Below are 14669 nucleotides of genomic sequence, written 5' to 3' on the forward strand. Positions count from 1 at the left end.
GGTGATCACCCGCGCCCTGCGACGGCCGGGGGCGTGAGCACCGCGAGTTCCGGCAGCTCCCCGCGAAACGCCTCGATCTGGATCAGCGCCAGCTGCCCGGTGGAGCCGTGGCTCAGCGTGGACGAAGGCCGGTCGGCGGTCAGCACATTCGGGTTGCCGTGCCGGCAGAAGCTCGGGTCGTTCGGGTCGGGGTCGTACCAGGCGCCGGTGGACAATTGCGCCACGCCCGGCCGCACGGCGGCGTCGATCACCAGCCCGGCCAGGCAGGACCCGCGGTCGTTGAACAGGCGGACGATGTCGCCGTCGCACAGTCCCCGCGCCGCCGCCTCGTCCGGATGCAGCCGAACCGGTTCGCGGCCCGCGATTTTCACCGACAGGCTGTGCGCGCCGACGTCGAGCTGACTGTGCAGTTTGGTGCGCGGCTGGTTGGCGACGAGCTGGATCGGGAACCGGGCCGCCGCGGGCGAGCCGAGCCATTCCTCCGGCTCGAGCCAGACCGGGTGCCCCGGGCAGTCCGGGTAGCCGTAGCCGGCGATGGTGTCGGAGAAGATCTCGATGCGGCCGGTAGGCGTGGTCAGCGGGTGCGCCTCGGGGTCGGCGCGGAAGTCGGCGAAGACGACCTGCGCCGGGTCGGCCACCGGCAGCTCCAGCCCCTCGCCCGCCCAGAACTCGTCGAAATCCGGCAGCCCGCGGCCGCGCTCGCCCAGCTCGGCGTGCCACTGCTCGTACAGGTGCCGCAGCCACTCGCCCGTGGTGCGGCCCTCGGTGAATTCCTTGCCGACGCCGAGCCGTTCGGACAGTTCGGCGAAGACGGCGTAGTCGTCGCGGGCCTCGCCGTGCGGGCGGGTGGGCGCGGGCATCGGGAAGAACATCCGGTCGTTGTCGCCGGCGCCGAAATCGTCGCGCTCGATGGTCATGGTGGCCGGGAGCACGATGTCGGCGTGCCGGGCGGTCGCGGTCCAGAACGGGTCGTGCACGATCACCGTCTCCGGGCGGGTGAACGCCTCGCGCAGCCGGGCCAGGTCCTGGTGGTGGTGGAACGGGTTGCCGCCCGCCCAGTAGACCAGCCGGATGTCCGGGTAGACCAGATCCTGACCGTTGTACCGGTAGGGCGCACCAGGATTCAGCAGCATGTCGGCGATGCGCGCCACCGGGATGAACGTCGCCACGCCGTTGTGCCCCTGGGGCAGGTGCGGCACCCGCAGCTGCCGGGTGGGCTCCCCGACATTGGCCGCCGACCCGTACCCGTGGCCGAAACCCCCGCCCGGCAAGCCGATCTGGCCGAGCATGGCCGCGAGCACGACGCCCAGCCACAGCGGCTGCTCGCCGTAGCGGGCCCGTTGCAGCGACCAGCTGACCGTGATCAGGGTGCGCGCGCCCGCCATCTCGCGCGCGAGCGCGCGGATTCGGTCCGCCGGGATGCCCGTGAGCGTTTGCGCCCATGCCGGGTCCTTCACGACGCCGTCGGTCTCGCCGCGCAGATACCGCGCGAAGCGGTCGTAGCCGACGGTGTACCGGTCCAGGAAGGCGGTGTCGGCCAGGTCCTCCGCGTCCAGCACCTGGGCCAGCGCCAGCATCAGCGCGGCGTCGGAATTCGGCCGGGGCGCAAGCCATTCCGCCTGCGCCTCGCTCGCCGTGTCGTCGCGCAGCGGGGCGACCGTGACGAAGCAGCAGCCGCGGGCCCGCGCCGCCGTGACCCAGGCGCGCGCGTTGTGCCGCGACACCCCGCCGGGACCGACCGCGGCGTTCTTCGGCGACAGGCCGCCGAACGCGACCACCAGCTCGGTGTGCTCGGCCAGCACCGACTTGGCCGTGGTGTGCCCGAGCAGGGTGTACATGTCGCCCAGAATGTAGGGCAGCAGCACCGTGGAGGTGCCGAGGCTGTAACTGTTGACGTGGCGCACGTAGCCGCCGAGGCAGTTGAGGAACCGGTGCACCTGACTCTGGGCGTGGTGGAAGCGCCCGGCGCTGGCCCAGCCGTAGGAGCCCGCGTACACCGACTCCGGGCCGAATTCGCCGTACACCCGGCGCAATTCGCCCGACAGCAGCTCGAACGCCCGCTCCCACGACACCGGCACGAACGGCTCGGCGCCGCGCCGGGGCGCGCCCGGCCCGTGCTCGAGCCAGCCCTGGCGCACATGGGGACGATCGATGCGGGTGGGGTGGTGCTGCGCGGAGGCGACGTTCTCGATCAGGGGCATCGGCTCCGGGTCGCCGCGCCACGGCCGCACCTCGGTCAGCCGCTCCCCGTCGCCGGCGGCCTCGAACGCTCCCCAGTGCGTCAGATGCGTCGTCATGGGCTCCACCGTAGCCCGGCGTACCGACACGTCGGTCCCACCCGGGCGGCAACAGATGGACATGCGACCAGTTACGGTTCGGAATGGCGACACTTCCCGAGTGGTCACCCGGTCGGCACGGGGATCCGGTTAGCGTTGCCGGACGATCCCGTCCGCACAGCAACGCAGAGGAGTCCGATGCGCCCGTTCAGCCGCCGTCACGCGCTGGGTCTGTTCGCGGCCGGCACCGCCGCCGCGCTCGCCGGCCCGGCACCGTCGGCCGCCGCCCGCCCGGCCCCGCCGGCGACCGTGCCGCCGCTCGGGCCGGAGTTCCTGTGGGGCGTGGCCAGCGCCGGATTCCAGTGCGAAGGCACTGCGCCGGACAGCAATTGGCGGCGCTACGTGGACGCGCACCCGGACTACGACCGCTATCACGACGCCGTCGACTTCTACCACCGCTACCCCGCCGACATCGGCCTGGCCGCGGAACTCGGTGTCGGCGTGTACCGGATCAGCGTCGAGTGGGCGCGGGTGCAGCCTCGGCCGGGCGAGTGGTCCGAGGACGGTTTCGCCTTCTACGACAGCGTCCTGGACACCATGGCCGCGGCCGGCCTGCGCCCGATGCTCACCCTCGACCACTGGGTGTATCCCGGCTGGGCCGCCGACCGGGGCGGCTGGGGCCATCCGGCCATGCTCGACGACTGGCTGGCCAACGCGCGAAAAGTGGTGGACCGCTACGCCTCCCGCGATCCGCTGTGGGTCACCTTCAACGAGCCGACGTTCTATCTCGTCAACGAGACCCGCAACGGCGGCCTGGACCCGGCCGGCCTCCCGGGCATGCAGCAGGCCCTGATCGCCGCGCACAACGGGATCTACGACCACATCCACCGGGTGCAGCCGGGCGCGCAGGTGACCAGCAACGTGGCCTACGTCGCCGGGGTGGCGGAGGGTGTGGTCAACGGGCAGATCGTCGAGCCCATCGCCGACCGGCTCGACTACATCGGCATCGACTACTACTACGGCTTCACCCCGCAGACGCTGCTGGCGAACGTGCCCGACCCCGAGGCGCTGTGGACGATGCCGCTGCAACCGGAGGGCATCTACTACGCGCTGGAGCACTACGCGCACCGCTTCCCCGGCAAACCGCTGTACATCGTCGAGAACGGCATCCCCACCCAGAACGGCGCGCCGCGCGCCGACGGCTACACCCGCGCCGACGACCTGCGCGACACCGTGTACTGGCTGCAGCGCGCGAAGGCCGACGGCATGAACGTCATGGGCTACAACTACTGGAGCATCACCGACAACTACGAATGGGGCAGCTACACACCGCGTTTCGGCCTCTACACCGTCGACGTGCTGACCGACCCGAGCCTGACCCGCCGGCCCACCGACGCCGTGGCCGCCTACGCCGCCCTCACCCGCGCGGGCGGGGTGCCCGCCGACTACCGCCCCACCCGCGGCCCCGGCGCCTGTTCGCTGGTCGACACCCCCGGGAGCTGCACCGATCCGGTGACCGTGCCGCGGTAGACCGCAGGGACCTTCGGCTCCCCGACTGCCGACATTCGGCCCGCCCGCCACGCCGTGGCCGCGGAGGATGCTGGACGGGTCGGGCTGCCCCCCGGCATTCTGCCCGAGGTGGTGAAGCCGCCGGGTGCCAGGCCGGAACGCCTGCCCCGCCTGCCACGTCTACGCGGCGGTTCACCCCCCGGGCGAATCGGTCATCAGGTGACCTTCGGCCTTATCCCGTCGCGCCCGCGCGTTCTATCGTGAGCTGGTCCACTGCAACGGGATTGGAACGCACCATGATCAAGGTGTTCCTGGTCGACGACCACGAGATCGTCCGGCGCGGCCTCATCGACCTGCTCGAGGAGGACCCGGAACTCAGGGTCGTCGGCGAGGCCGGCGATGTCGCGCACGCCCTGGCCCGCATCCCCGCACTACGCCCCGACGTCGCCGTCCTCGACGTCCGCCTGCCCGACGGCAACGGCATCGAACTGTGCCGCGACCTGCTCTCCCGACTCGACGACCTGCGCTGCCTCATCCTGACCTCGTTCACCGACGAACAAGCGATGCTCGACGCCATCCTCGCCGGGGCCAGCGGCTACGTCGTCAAGGACATCAAAGGAATGGACCTCGCCGCCGCCGTGAAAGCGGTCGGTTCGGGCCGTTCACTGCTCGACAACCGGGCCGCGGCGGCCCTGATGGAGCGGCTGCGGCGCAGCACCGAACCCGACGGCCCCCTCGCCGCCCTCACCGACCAGGAACGCAAACTCCTCGACCTGCTCGGCGAAGGACTCACCAACCGCCAAATCGCCGAACGCATGTTCCTCGCCGAGAAAACCGTCAAGAACTACGTCTCCCGCCTGCTCGCCAAACTCGGCATGGAACGCCGCACCCAAGCCGCGGTGTTCGCCTCGAAACTGCGCGCGGGTCACTTCACCTCGGACCGCGGCGAGATACCGACGATCTGACCGGAGCGTTCGGGATCGGTCCGGTCCGGGTGTCCGCGCTCCAGTCGGTAGCGCAGCGCGGGCGCGCCCCAGTCGCTGCACACCGCGAGGTCCAAGGCCTCCCGGTTCTTCATGTAGACGTAGGACAGCAAGGCGCGCAACGGTTCTCGTTGTTCCGGCGGCAGCTGCTCGAGGTCCGCGCCGAGACGGCCGAGTGCGTCGCGGCGGCACGACAGCGCGTACACCGAGCCGCCCCGCCGGGCCGCCGCCAGCTCCGCCGCGAGCGCGTTCTCGTACTCCGCGCGCGCCCCGGACAGCCAGCGCATCCGGTCGGCGACCGCCTCCCGGCTCGAGCTGTCGACATACTCGTAGAGTTGCCGGACGCCCTGCTCGTAGGGCTGCGCGGGGTCCAGCTCGTCGGCGGCCCCGCGCAGCGCGAGTACGGCCCGGCGCACGCTGCGGACGTTGCCGGGGCTGGGCAGTTCGCGCAGCGCGTCGAGGCACGAAAGCAGTTGTCGCTCCAGGGTGTTCATGACTTCCTCCAGTCGCCGGAGACACGGGCACCCGCTCTCACGGTGCGCCGCGTCGGCGCCGGTCGCTAGGGCCCATGGCCCTCGACCTGGAGGATCCCGGTCAGGCCGAGCGGGTCCGCGCGACCGTCTCGGGCGCCGCGGCCGTGCGGGAGAAGCGCAGCACGCCGTCGTCGAGCGCGCCCTTGCGCAGCAGCGCCCGGTCGCGGAAGTAGTTGTTGATCACCCGCCAGGGCCCGCGGGTGCCCTGCCGCGGCATCACCGCGTCGCCGCGCGCGATGTAGCCCGAGGTCAGCGCGCCGCCCATGAGCGAGTCGCGGGAGATGTCAGCGGGTTCGGGGACCGCGACGAAGCGGGACAGCCCGTGGTCGCGCAGGTGGTTGAGCAGGCGGCAGAAGTACTCGGCCGCCAGGTCCGCCTTCAGCGTCCACGAGGCGTTGGTGTAGCCGATGACCATCATCGCGTTGGGGATTCCGCCGAGCAGCGTGCCCTTGTAGGCGACCAGGTCGCGCACCGACACCGGCTCGCCGTCCAGTTCCAGCGTCGCGCCGCCCAGCATCTGCACGCGCAGGCCGGTGGCGCTGATGACGATGTCGGCGGGCAGTTCCGCGCCCGACTCCAGCCGGATGCCGGTCTCGGTGAAGGTCGCGATGCGGTCGGTGACGATGTCGGCGCGGCCGCTGCGCAGCACCTTGAACAGGTCGCCGTTGGGCACCACGCACAGCCGCTGGTCCCACGGGTCGTAGCTGGGGCTGAAGTGCCGCATGTCGATTCCCGGGCCGACCTGGGCGCGGACCGCGGCCAGCAGCAGTTTGCGCGACAGCGCCGGGTTCTTGCGGGAGAGCTGGAAGCTGGCGCGCTGCAGGGCGATATTGCGCGCGCGGCCCAGCTTGTAGGCGACGGCGGCGGGCACCTTCGCGAAGTTCAGGCCGACCGCCACCGGGTCGTCGGCGGGCAGCGCGGTGATGTAGGTGGGCGAACGCTGCAGCATGGTGACGTGCGCGGCGTCCGCACTCATCGCCGGGACCAGGGTGATGGCGGTGGCGCCGCTGCCGATGACCACGACGCGCTTGCCGCGGTAGTCCAGGTCCTCGGGCCAGTGCTGCGGGTGCACGATGGGGCCGCCGAAGTCCTCCTCGCCGGGGAACTCCGGGCGGTAGCCGTTGTCGTAGTCGTAGTAACCGGTGCAGCCGACGAGGAAGTTGCTGGTGTAGGTCTCGGTGTGGCCGGTCCGCTCGTCCAGGGCGGTCACCGTCCAGATGCCTTCGGCCTCCGACCAATTCGCCCGCGTGACCTTGCGGCCGAACCGGATGTGCGGGGTGACGCCGTACTCGTCGGCGGTCTCGGCGATGTAGCGGCGGATGTGCGGGCCGTCGGCGAGCACCTTGGTGCCGTGCCAGGGCCGGAAGCCGTAGCCGAAGGTCAGCATGTCGGAATCCGACCGGATGCCCGGATAGCGGAACAGGTCCCAGGTCCCGCCGACGGCGGTGCGCCGCTCCAGGATCGCGTAGCTGCGCCCGGTCCGCTCGCGGGTCAGGTGGCAGGCCATTCCGATGCCGGACAGGCCCGCGCCGATGATCAGTACGTCGACATGCCGCGCCATTGAGGTACTCGTTTCGTGTGATCCCCGGCCCGGACGGCTGTGACCGGGCCTACCCGCAGGTTACGTGTTATCGAAGGTTACGTCTAGCTGCCCCGCGGCCACGGAACGGTTACGTCTCCCCCCGTTTCCCTGGCATCGGCCCGGGTATTCGCGACGGCAGCCGACAAGGGAGGACCCGGCCATGACCGCCAGCGACTACATCCCCGAGGGCGCCGATCTGGCGACCCTGCGCCGGGCATCGTGCGAGTGCCGCGGCTGCGACCTCTACCGCCACGCCACCCAGACCGTCTTCGGGGCCGGGCCGGAGACCGCGAGCGTCGTCCTCGTCGGCGAGCAGCCCGGCGACCGGGAGGACGTGGCGGGCAGTCCGTTCGTCGGGCCCGCGGGCCGCCTGCTGGACCGGGCGCTGGCCGAGGCGGGCATCGAGCGCGACGCGGTGTATCTGACCAACGCGGTCAAGCACTTCAAGTTCACCGAGCGCGGGAAGCGGCGCATCCACCAGCAGCCCGGCCGCACCGAGGTCACCGCGTGCCGACCGTGGCTGGAGGCCGAACTCGACCGCATCGCACCCGATCTGGTGGTGTGCCTCGGGGCGATCGCGGCGCAGGCGGTCATCGATCCGTCGTTCCGCGTGACCAAGCAGCGCGGGCAGGTGCTTCCCCTCGGCGCGCGCCGCGCGGTCGCGACGGTGCATCCCTCCGCGGTGCTGCGCTCCCCCGACCGCGACGCCGCCTACGCCGAATTCCTCGCCGACCTGCGCACCGTCCGGGCGGCCATGGACTGAGGCCCGCTACTCGAGCGCCGCGCCGAGCAGCAGGCCCGCGCCCGCGGAGGACAGGCCGAGCAGCAGGGCGAGTATCACGACGTGGACCGTGCGGACCCGGCCGCCGCCGCGTTTGCGCACCATCTGCACCCAGCACACGATCGCGATCGCGGTGGCCGCCAGATGCAGCCAGACAAGGTGCCGCAACAGCGCGGCCGGAATACCCGACCCGGGCGGCGCCTCGGGGTGTGGATTCTCCATCTGGCTGTGGAACAGCTCCGACATCGCGGTCGTCACCATCTCGGGCACGCCCTTCCCCTGGCCCGTGCGGACCGTCACCGGCCCGGTGGTATCGGCGGGATTCCACGTCGCGGCCGGGGCAAACCTCCAGCATCGCGACCCGCCGGGGACGCGCCGGAGACGGCCCAGCGCGCCCGCGTTTCGCCGGGCGGAGGGACGGGACCGCAGGCTGTAGGCTGACCGGGCACGCGATCCGTTCTCCTGCACCGGCGGATTGGGCGCCGGTGTAGTACGCCATCGACAACGAGGTCGTCGCGTCCGCCGATGCTGCCGTATTCGCGCTTGCAGGGACCGACAGTGAGGACTAGCAGAACGTGGGCAAGCTCGAGAACTTCTCCACCCGCTCCGGGGGTTTCCGCGATGTCGTGGTCACGGCGGTGGAGATCACGACGTCCATCGGCGCCGACACCGAAAGCAGCTGGCAGGGCCTACTTTCGGGGGCCAGCGGCATCCGGGCGCTCACGGACCCCGAGATCACCGAGGCCGGCCTACCGAGCACCATCGGCGGCAAACTCGTCCACGACCCGACCACCGATCTGGACCGGGTCCGCAAGCGGCGCATGTGCTACGTGCAGCAGATGGCGTACGCCATGGGCAAGCGCGTGTGGGCCACCGCGGGTGAGCCGGAGGTCGACAAGGACCGGCTCGGCGTGTGCATCGGCACCGGTCTGGGCGGCGCCGACACCATCGTCGACGCCAACGACGCCATGCGCGCGGGCGGCTACCGCAAGGTGTCGCCGTTCGCGGTGCCGATGAGCATGCCCAACGGCGTCTCCGGCGTGGTCGGGCTGGACATCGGCGCCCGCGCCTGCGTGGTCACCCCGGTCTCGGCCTGCGCGTCGGGCAACGAGGCGCTGGTGCACGCCTGGCGCACCATCGTGCTGGGCGAGGCCGACATGATCGTCGCGGGCGGCGTCGAGGGCTATATCAATCCGATGGCGATCGCCGGGTTCACGATGGCGCGCGCGCTGAGTTCGCGCATCGACGAGCCCGAGCGCGCCTCGCGGCCGTTCGACCGCGACCGCGACGGTTTCGTCTTCGGCGAGGCGGCGGCGCTGCTGGTCCTCGAGACCGAGGAGCACGCGCTGGCACGCGGGGCGAAGCCGCTGGCCCGGCTGCTCGGCGCCGGCCTGACCGCCGACGGCTACCACATGGTCGCGCCGGATCCGGAGGGCCTGGGCTGCGCCCGCGCGATGCGCCGGGCGATCGAGACCGCCGGGGTCACCCCCGCCGACATCGACCACGTCAACGCGCACGCCACCGGCACCTCGATCGGCGACCTCGCCGAGGCCAAGGGCATCGCGGCCGCGATCGGCACGCATCCCTCGGTGTACGCGCCCAAGTCGGCGCTGGGTCATTCGGTGGGCGCGGTCGGCGCGCTGGAGGCCGTGATCTCGGTGCTGTCGCTGCGCGACCAGGTCGTGCCGCCGACGCTCAACCTGGAGAACCAGGACCCCGAGGTGGAACTCGACGTGGTGCGCGACAAGCCCCGCTACACCAATGTCGAGTTCGCGATGAACAATTCGTTCGGCTTCGGCGGGCACAACGCGGCCGTGCTGTTCGGCAAGTACTGAGCCGCCGCGCACCCGCGCTCAGCCGGTGGCCTCCGCCGAGGCCGCCCGCTTCCGCCGCCGGCGTTCCTCGTCGAGGTTCACCGGGGCGGGTGTGCGGGCCCGATAGCGGTCCATCACATCGGCCAATTCCGGTGACCACGTGAGGATTTCGGCGCTGATGGGTCCCTCGACGTGCAGCTGGCACAGCAGCCCGACCGCGGTGAGCACGCAGCGCGCGAACGGGGTGTAGTCCGCGGGCATGGTCAGTTCGCGGTTGACATTGGTCAGGCGCAGGTCCAGGGCGCGCAGCGTGCGCTTGCGCAGCCAGCGCGTCGACAGCCGGAAAGTGGGGCGCAGCAACGGTTCCACGATGGGCTCGAGCTGCGCGGCGAGGGCGGCGACGTCGAATTCGCGGCCCGGGTCGATGAAGCCGTGGTCGCGGATCGCGGCCTCCAGCTCCGGGATGCCGCCGTTGACCAGCGCCTCGCCGATCCCCGAGACGGCCTCGCGGAACCCCGGCGGCGGAAACGGCGAGCACGCACCGAAATCCACCACGCCGAGCCGCCCGTCGGGCAGCACCCGGAAGTTGCCGGGGTGCGGGTCGCAGTACAGGAGTCCGGTGCGCTGCCACGACGAGAGCACGAAGCGCAGCACCAGCATGCCCACCCGGTCGCGCTCGGCCTGGCGGCCCGTGGCGATCAGCCGGGGCAGCGGTTCGCCGTCGAGCCATTCCGAGACGACCACGTCGCCCTGCTGGGCCACCACCCGCGGGACCACGAAATCCGGCTCGTCGGCGTAGGCGGCGGCGAACAGCCGCTGGTGGTCGGCCTCCGCCGCGTAGTCCAGTTCGGCGTGCACCGACGCCGCCAGCGCCTCGGTCAGCGACGCGATGTCGGCGCCCGGCGCGAAAACCGAGGCCAGCGCGGAGATCCGGCGCAACTCGTCGAGGTCGCTGCGCACCGCCGCCCGCGCGCCGGGGTACATCACCTTCACCGCCACCGGGCGGCCGTCGTGCCACACCGCCCGGTGCACCTGGCCGATGCTGGCCGACGCGGCGCGGCGATCGTCGAACTCCAGGAACCGGTCGCGCCAGTCCGCGCCCAAGGCTTCCGCCATGGCGCCGTGCACAGTGCGCGGCAGCATCGGCGGCGCCGAATCCTGCAGCCGGCTCAGCGCGGTGCGGTACGGCTCGGCGAGTGCGGGCGGCAGCGCCAGTTCGTAGATGGCCAGGATCTGCCCCAGTTTCGCCGCGCAGCCCTTCAATTCGCCGAGCACCTCGAAGATGTGCTGGGCGGTGCGCAACTGGATATCTCGCTCGATCTCCGCGGCCGAGCGCCCGAGCGCGCGTTTGCCGAGCCCGGCCGCCCGGCGGCCCGCGAAGGCCACCGGCAGCGACGCCAGCTTGGCGCTGCGAATCATCCGGTGCCCCGGCGGATTACCATCCGGCCGGGACGCGCGGCTCCAGCCGCGACCGGCACCCGCGCGCTCGTTCTCAGGCCGGTCGCCGACGCGACGAAAAGACATCGATCACCCCATTGTGCACGCAGCCCGCAGCTACGCACGTGCAGTTCGGCACAGCACAGCTTAGACTGTCTGGGACGTAACCCAAAAGTGTTCGGGGCCGACCACATCGAAAGGGCTGAGAGATCAATGGGAGCGCAGACGGTCGTCGCCGATGTCGCCGACGAGTTGGCGCGCCGGGTTGCTGTGGGCGAGTACACCCCCGGCGACCTGATGCCCTCCGTTCGCCAGGTTGCCGAGGAATTCGCGATGAATCGCGCGACCGCGCAACTGATTCTGGGCCGGCTCGAGTCGCACGGATTCGTCGAGGCGCACCGCGGCAAGGGTTTCACCATCCGCGACGTGCGCGAAGAGGGCGGTGTCGAGGTGTACCGCAGGCTGTTCCGGCTGTCGCTGCCCCGCCCCGAACTCGCCGTCGAGATGTTCCGCGACATCGTCACCATGCAGCGGCAGATCGTGATGGACGCGCTGCTCACCTACACCGCCGCGCCGCACGGCGTCGATCCCGCGGTGCTCGAGCGGTCCATCGACGACCTGGAAGCGCTTGCCCGCCAGGCGACCCCGAATCTGCCCGCGCTGCTGGCCGGGGAGCTGGCCCTGGTGCGCACGCTGCTCTCGGCGCTGGGCCACAGCATGCAGCGCGCGGTGCTCAACTCCATCGGCGAGATGATCCTCGAGGTGCCCGCGGCCATCGCGGCGTACTACGCGGTGGGCCCGGATCTGCACGTGCTGATGTGGCGGGCGCTGGCGGCGGTGTGGGATTCGGCGTCCGGCCCGTCGGATGCGCAGGTGGCGCTGTTCGAGGATCTGTTCGGCATGTTCCACGAGCGCGTGGTGACGCACTTCGAACAGGCCATGGGCGCGGGCGCGGCGCAGGCCGCCGCCACCGCCTGAGCGCCGCGGCGGCCGTCTCGGACGACGGTAGGGGCCCGGCAACGGTTCGTGACATCTCGGTGAACCCGGCCCCGGGCGGCGGTGCTCTCGGTTACCGTCGAGGCGGCAGGGGATTTCGCGAGCACGTCCCGGCAGGCGTTCGCGCACTGCGGACACCGCGCGCTCGACACCCGTCTCGCCGTGAAAGGTTCTGCGACACAAGGAGTTCGGCGGTGTCTCTTCGAAAAAGCTGCGGTGCCCTCGCGTCGGCGGCGGCGATCACGGCGACGCTCGTGTCGGCCACCGGGACGCCCGCGGCGCAGGCCGCGCCGGGCGAGTGCCCGAATCTCTACGTGGTGGCGGTGCCCGGCACCTGGGAGACCTCCCGCGAGGAGCCGCGCAAGGGCATGCTGGCCACCGTCACAGACGGCCTGCCCGATACGGTGCGCACCGATTACGTCAGTTACGCGGCGACCGCACTGCCCTGGGAGGGCGAGGTCTACGGCCGCTCCAAGCAGGAGGCGGTCGACAACGCGCGCGGCCTGGTGGCCGACATGTCGCGCGCCTGCGGAGCCACCAAGATCGCGCTGATCGGCTACAGCCAGGGCGCGGACGCCGCGGGCGATCTGGCGGCGCAGATCGGCACCGGCCTGAGCGTCGTGCCGCCGGACCGGGTCGCGGCGGTGGGGCTGCTGGCCGATCCGCGACGCTCGCCGACCGATCCGACGGTCGGCCCACCCGTCGCCGGGGCCGGCGCGGGCGGTCCGCGCATCGGCGGATTCGGCTGGCTGACACCGCGGGTGCGCAGCATCTGCGCGGTCGGCGACCTCTACTGCTCCACTCCCCCGGACGATTTCGCCACGCGCATCGCCGGGTTCTTCGCGCAGCTGTCCGCGCCGGACCTGGACCTGGCGAGCCGCTACCAGCTGGAAGCGCAGTCGATCATCGACGATCTGATGGCCGCGGGCGGAATCCCGATGCTGCAGAGCCAGTTCAGCGATCCCGCGAACGAGGAGCGCCAGCAGGAGCTCGAGGAGTTCTACAGCTCCCGCGTGCACCAGGAGTATCCGTCCTACGTGGTCGACGGCGGCGGCACCACGGCCACCGCGTGGTTGCGGCACTGGCTGCTCGACGCCGCGCGCTGAGCGGTAACCGTTACCCCTATTAACCGAATCAATCGGGTGATTCGCGCGAAATCGACCTTCCCCCGGTCCGCTATCTCGTACGCTACCGACCGGTAACAGGTAGACGGGTTGGATTTGTGGATGAGGGTTCGGTGATACAGCGCGGTGGCGCCGCTCGCTGGAAGGACATCACCGCCGACGAATTGCAGGTGGCAGCATGACCGGAACACGGACGGCATCCCTCACGGTGTCGTCGCTACGAGAACGCTTGATAGAAGCAACCATCCAACTCCTCTCGACGGAGGGACTCCCCGCGCTGACGGTGCGGCGGGTCTCGCGGATATGTGACGTATCGACCATGGCGATCTATTCGAACTTCAGTGGCATGCCCGGACTGCTGCGCGCGGTCGGCTCGGTGGGCTTCGCTCAACTCAACACGCGGCTGTCGGAGTGCGCGATCAGCGACGACCCGATCACCGACATCCTGATGCTGGGCTTCATCTTCCGCGACGAGGCGCTGCGCAAGCCGGAGCTGTTCCGGCTGATGTATGCCACCGAGTCGCCCAAGGCGGAGGTCAAGCTCAACCGGGGCAACATCCTGTCCGGTTCCGGCGACTCCGATTTCGAGAACTTCGCGGAGAGCTTCGACCACGTGGTGCGCGCGACCCAGCGCGCCCTCGACGCGGGGCTCATCCGGGCGACGAACGCCCGCACGGCCGCCGCGCAGTTCTGGACGGGCCTCTACGGCTTCATCCAGCTCGACATGGCCGGGCTGTACGGCGACGAGGGCCTGAGCGAAGTGCTGTTGCCCTCCATCGTCAACATCCTGATCGGGATGGGCGCCGATCCGGCTCGCGTGCAGCAGTCCGTGGCCCGGGTCGCGCAGCGCGTGCTCGCGCCCGCGCCGGACCCGATGCCGCTGACGTAGGCGCTCAGCGGGAGCGCCGCAGCCGGGCGCCGGTGCGCTGCATCCTGGCCAGGAAGCGCTCGGCGAAGCCGTTGCGCTTGGGCAGCAGTTCCAGCTGCAGCAGCAGCTCGTTGAGGTCCCAGGTGGCCTTGCTGCGCCAGATCAGTGCGTCGCGGAACTGCCAGATGTCGACCACCATGAGGTCGAACTTCTTTCCGGTGGCGGCGAATCCGGGCGGGTCGATGGGCCCGAGGTGGGTGCCGGTCATCCGCCAGGGCACGATCGCCGCGCGGGCGTCGGCGGTGACGGTGGGCTCGAACACCAGGTCGTAGGACACGTCCGGGAAGGACCGGACGGTGTCCGCGACGAATTTCGCCACGCCGTCGCGGCCGACGATGAGGTGTTCCTCGGACGGGTCCAGCCAGCGGGTGTCGGTGGTGACGCAGGCCGCGACGGCCGCCGGGTCGGCGCTGTTCCACCCGGCGATGTAGCGATCGACGAAGGCGCGCAACCACTCCGGGCCGGCGATGGGCTCGGCGGCCGGGTCGAGGGTGAATTCACCGGAGTGCATGGCCGCGAAAGTACCCCCATAACAATGTCATCGGTGCGATAACAATGTAATGAGCAGCAATGACGCTGTTATCGGCGAAATCGGCGGCCGCGACTTCCCGGCAGTGGGTGGACATATAACGATGTCACCTGCGAATAACAGTGTCACGGCCCTGTCGAATAACACCGTGATCGGCCGTTGTCATGCCTACTTGCC

13 protein-coding genes are annotated in these 14669 nt (G+C 70.9%); 7 read left to right on the forward strand and 6 right to left on the reverse strand.

Translation table 11 applies throughout. From position 1 onward, the window contains the following. Positions 1 to 5: 5 nt before the first annotated feature. On the reverse strand, positions 6 to 2297 hold the full coding sequence (locus tag IU476_RS04930) for a molybdopterin guanine dinucleotide-containing S/N-oxide reductase (RefSeq protein WP_195096897.1): 2292 nt from the start codon (positions 2295 to 2297) through the stop codon (positions 6 to 8). Positions 2298 to 2474: 177 nt separating this feature from the next. Here IU476_RS04930 and IU476_RS04935 point away from each other — a divergent pair, with 177 nt between their 5' ends. Together IU476_RS04935 and IU476_RS04940 are read left to right on the forward strand one after the other, a co-directional pair. Continuing rightward, complete coding sequence (locus IU476_RS04935) at positions 2475 to 3806, forward strand: family 1 glycosylhydrolase (RefSeq protein WP_195096898.1); 1332 nt, start codon at positions 2475 to 2477, stop codon at positions 3804 to 3806. Positions 3807 to 4081: 275 nt separating this feature from the next. After that, a complete protein-coding gene (locus tag IU476_RS04940) occupies positions 4082 to 4750 on the forward strand; it encodes a response regulator (protein WP_195096900.1) in 669 nt (222 codons plus the stop codon). Here IU476_RS04940 and IU476_RS04945 read toward each other — a convergent pair. Together IU476_RS04945 and IU476_RS04950 are read right to left on the reverse strand one after the other, a co-directional pair. Further along, on the reverse strand, positions 4711 to 5262 hold the full coding sequence (locus IU476_RS04945; RefSeq protein ID WP_195096904.1) for a hypothetical protein: 552 nt from the start codon (positions 5260 to 5262) through the stop codon (positions 4711 to 4713). The genes IU476_RS04940 and IU476_RS04945 overlap by 40 nt on opposite strands. Positions 5263 to 5362: 100 nt before the next feature. Continuing rightward, a complete protein-coding gene (locus tag IU476_RS04950; RefSeq protein WP_195096907.1) occupies positions 5363 to 6862 on the reverse strand; it encodes a flavin-containing monooxygenase in 1500 nt (499 codons plus the stop codon). Positions 6863 to 7043: 181 nt separating this feature from the next. Here IU476_RS04950 and IU476_RS04955 point away from each other — a divergent pair, with 181 nt between their 5' ends. Further along, positions 7044 to 7646 carry a UdgX family uracil-DNA binding protein gene (locus tag IU476_RS04955; protein ID WP_195096918.1) on the forward strand — a complete coding sequence of 201 codons (603 nt, stop codon included), beginning with the start codon at positions 7044 to 7046 and terminating at the stop codon, positions 7644 to 7646. A 6-nt stretch (positions 7647 to 7652) separates the two neighbouring features. On the opposite strand, the gene IU476_RS04960 is transcribed toward IU476_RS04955, so the two are convergent. Beyond that, a complete protein-coding gene (locus IU476_RS04960; protein WP_195096921.1) occupies positions 7653 to 7964 on the reverse strand; it encodes a hypothetical protein in 312 nt (103 codons plus the stop codon). A 275-nt stretch (positions 7965 to 8239) separates the two neighbouring features. Here IU476_RS04960 and IU476_RS04965 point away from each other — a divergent pair, with 275 nt between their 5' ends. Beyond that, complete coding sequence (locus IU476_RS04965; protein ID WP_195096924.1) at positions 8240 to 9499, forward strand: KasA/KasB family beta-ketoacyl-ACP synthase; 1260 nt, start codon at positions 8240 to 8242, stop codon at positions 9497 to 9499. 18 nt (positions 9500 to 9517) lie between these two features. Here the strand turns inward: IU476_RS04965 and IU476_RS04970 are convergent, their stop codons facing one another. Next, positions 9518 to 10897 (reverse strand): ABC1 kinase family protein, encoded by a 1380-nt coding sequence (locus IU476_RS04970; protein WP_228823000.1) that lies wholly within the window; start codon positions 10895 to 10897, stop codon positions 9518 to 9520. A gap of 231 nt (positions 10898 to 11128) precedes the next feature. Here IU476_RS04970 and IU476_RS04975 point away from each other — a divergent pair, with 231 nt between their 5' ends. The 3 genes from IU476_RS04975 (at position 11129) to IU476_RS04985 (ending at position 13924) form a co-directional block, all read left to right on the forward strand. Next, positions 11129 to 11893: a GntR family transcriptional regulator gene (locus tag IU476_RS04975; RefSeq protein WP_195096926.1), complete on the forward strand. Its 765-nt coding sequence runs from the start codon at positions 11129 to 11131 to the stop codon at positions 11891 to 11893. 212 nt (positions 11894 to 12105) lie between these two features. Further along, positions 12106 to 13017, forward strand: coding sequence for a cutinase family protein (locus IU476_RS04980; protein WP_438943967.1), 912 nt, complete (start codon positions 12106 to 12108; stop codon positions 13015 to 13017). A gap of 196 nt (positions 13018 to 13213) precedes the next feature. After that, positions 13214 to 13924: a TetR/AcrR family transcriptional regulator gene (locus IU476_RS04985; protein WP_195096929.1), complete on the forward strand. Its 711-nt coding sequence runs from the start codon at positions 13214 to 13216 to the stop codon at positions 13922 to 13924. 4 nt (positions 13925 to 13928) lie between these two features. Here the strand turns inward: IU476_RS04985 and IU476_RS04990 are convergent, their stop codons facing one another. After that, positions 13929 to 14474: an ester cyclase gene (locus IU476_RS04990; protein WP_195096931.1), complete on the reverse strand. Its 546-nt coding sequence runs from the start codon at positions 14472 to 14474 to the stop codon at positions 13929 to 13931. Between the last annotated feature and the right edge of the window lie 195 nt (positions 14475 to 14669).

This window comes from Nocardia blacklockiae (assembly GCF_015477355.1).
Classification (GTDB): domain Bacteria; phylum Actinomycetota; class Actinomycetes; order Mycobacteriales; family Mycobacteriaceae; genus Nocardia; species Nocardia blacklockiae.

What these genes read in the sequence shown, in the direction of transcription:
- IU476_RS04945 (WP_195096904.1), bottom strand. Translation starts at nt 5,262, where the DNA reads ATGAACACCCTGGAGCGACAACTGCTTTCGTGCCTCGACGCGCTGCGC.
- IU476_RS04950 (WP_195096907.1), bottom strand. Translation starts at nt 6,862, where the DNA reads ATGGCGCGGCATGTCGACGTACTGATCATCGGCGCGGGCCTGTCCGGC.
- IU476_RS04975 (WP_195096926.1), top strand. Translation starts at nt 11,129, where the DNA reads ATGGGAGCGCAGACGGTCGTCGCCGATGTCGCCGACGAGTTGGCGCGC.
- IU476_RS04970 (WP_228823000.1), bottom strand. Translation starts at nt 10,897, where the DNA reads ATGATTCGCAGCGCCAAGCTGGCGTCGCTGCCGGTGGCCTTCGCGGGC.
- IU476_RS04940 (WP_195096900.1), top strand. Translation starts at nt 4,082, where the DNA reads ATGATCAAGGTGTTCCTGGTCGACGACCACGAGATCGTCCGGCGCGGC.
- IU476_RS04955 (WP_195096918.1), top strand. Translation starts at nt 7,044, where the DNA reads ATGACCGCCAGCGACTACATCCCCGAGGGCGCCGATCTGGCGACCCTG.
- IU476_RS04935 (WP_195096898.1), top strand. Translation starts at nt 2,475, where the DNA reads ATGCGCCCGTTCAGCCGCCGTCACGCGCTGGGTCTGTTCGCGGCCGGC.
- IU476_RS04985 (WP_195096929.1), top strand. Translation starts at nt 13,214, where the DNA reads ATGACCGGAACACGGACGGCATCCCTCACGGTGTCGTCGCTACGAGAA.
- IU476_RS04930 (WP_195096897.1), bottom strand. Translation starts at nt 2,297, where the DNA reads ATGACGACGCATCTGACGCACTGGGGAGCGTTCGAGGCCGCCGGCGAC.
- IU476_RS04990 (WP_195096931.1), bottom strand. Translation starts at nt 14,474, where the DNA reads ATGCACTCCGGTGAATTCACCCTCGACCCGGCCGCCGAGCCCATCGCC.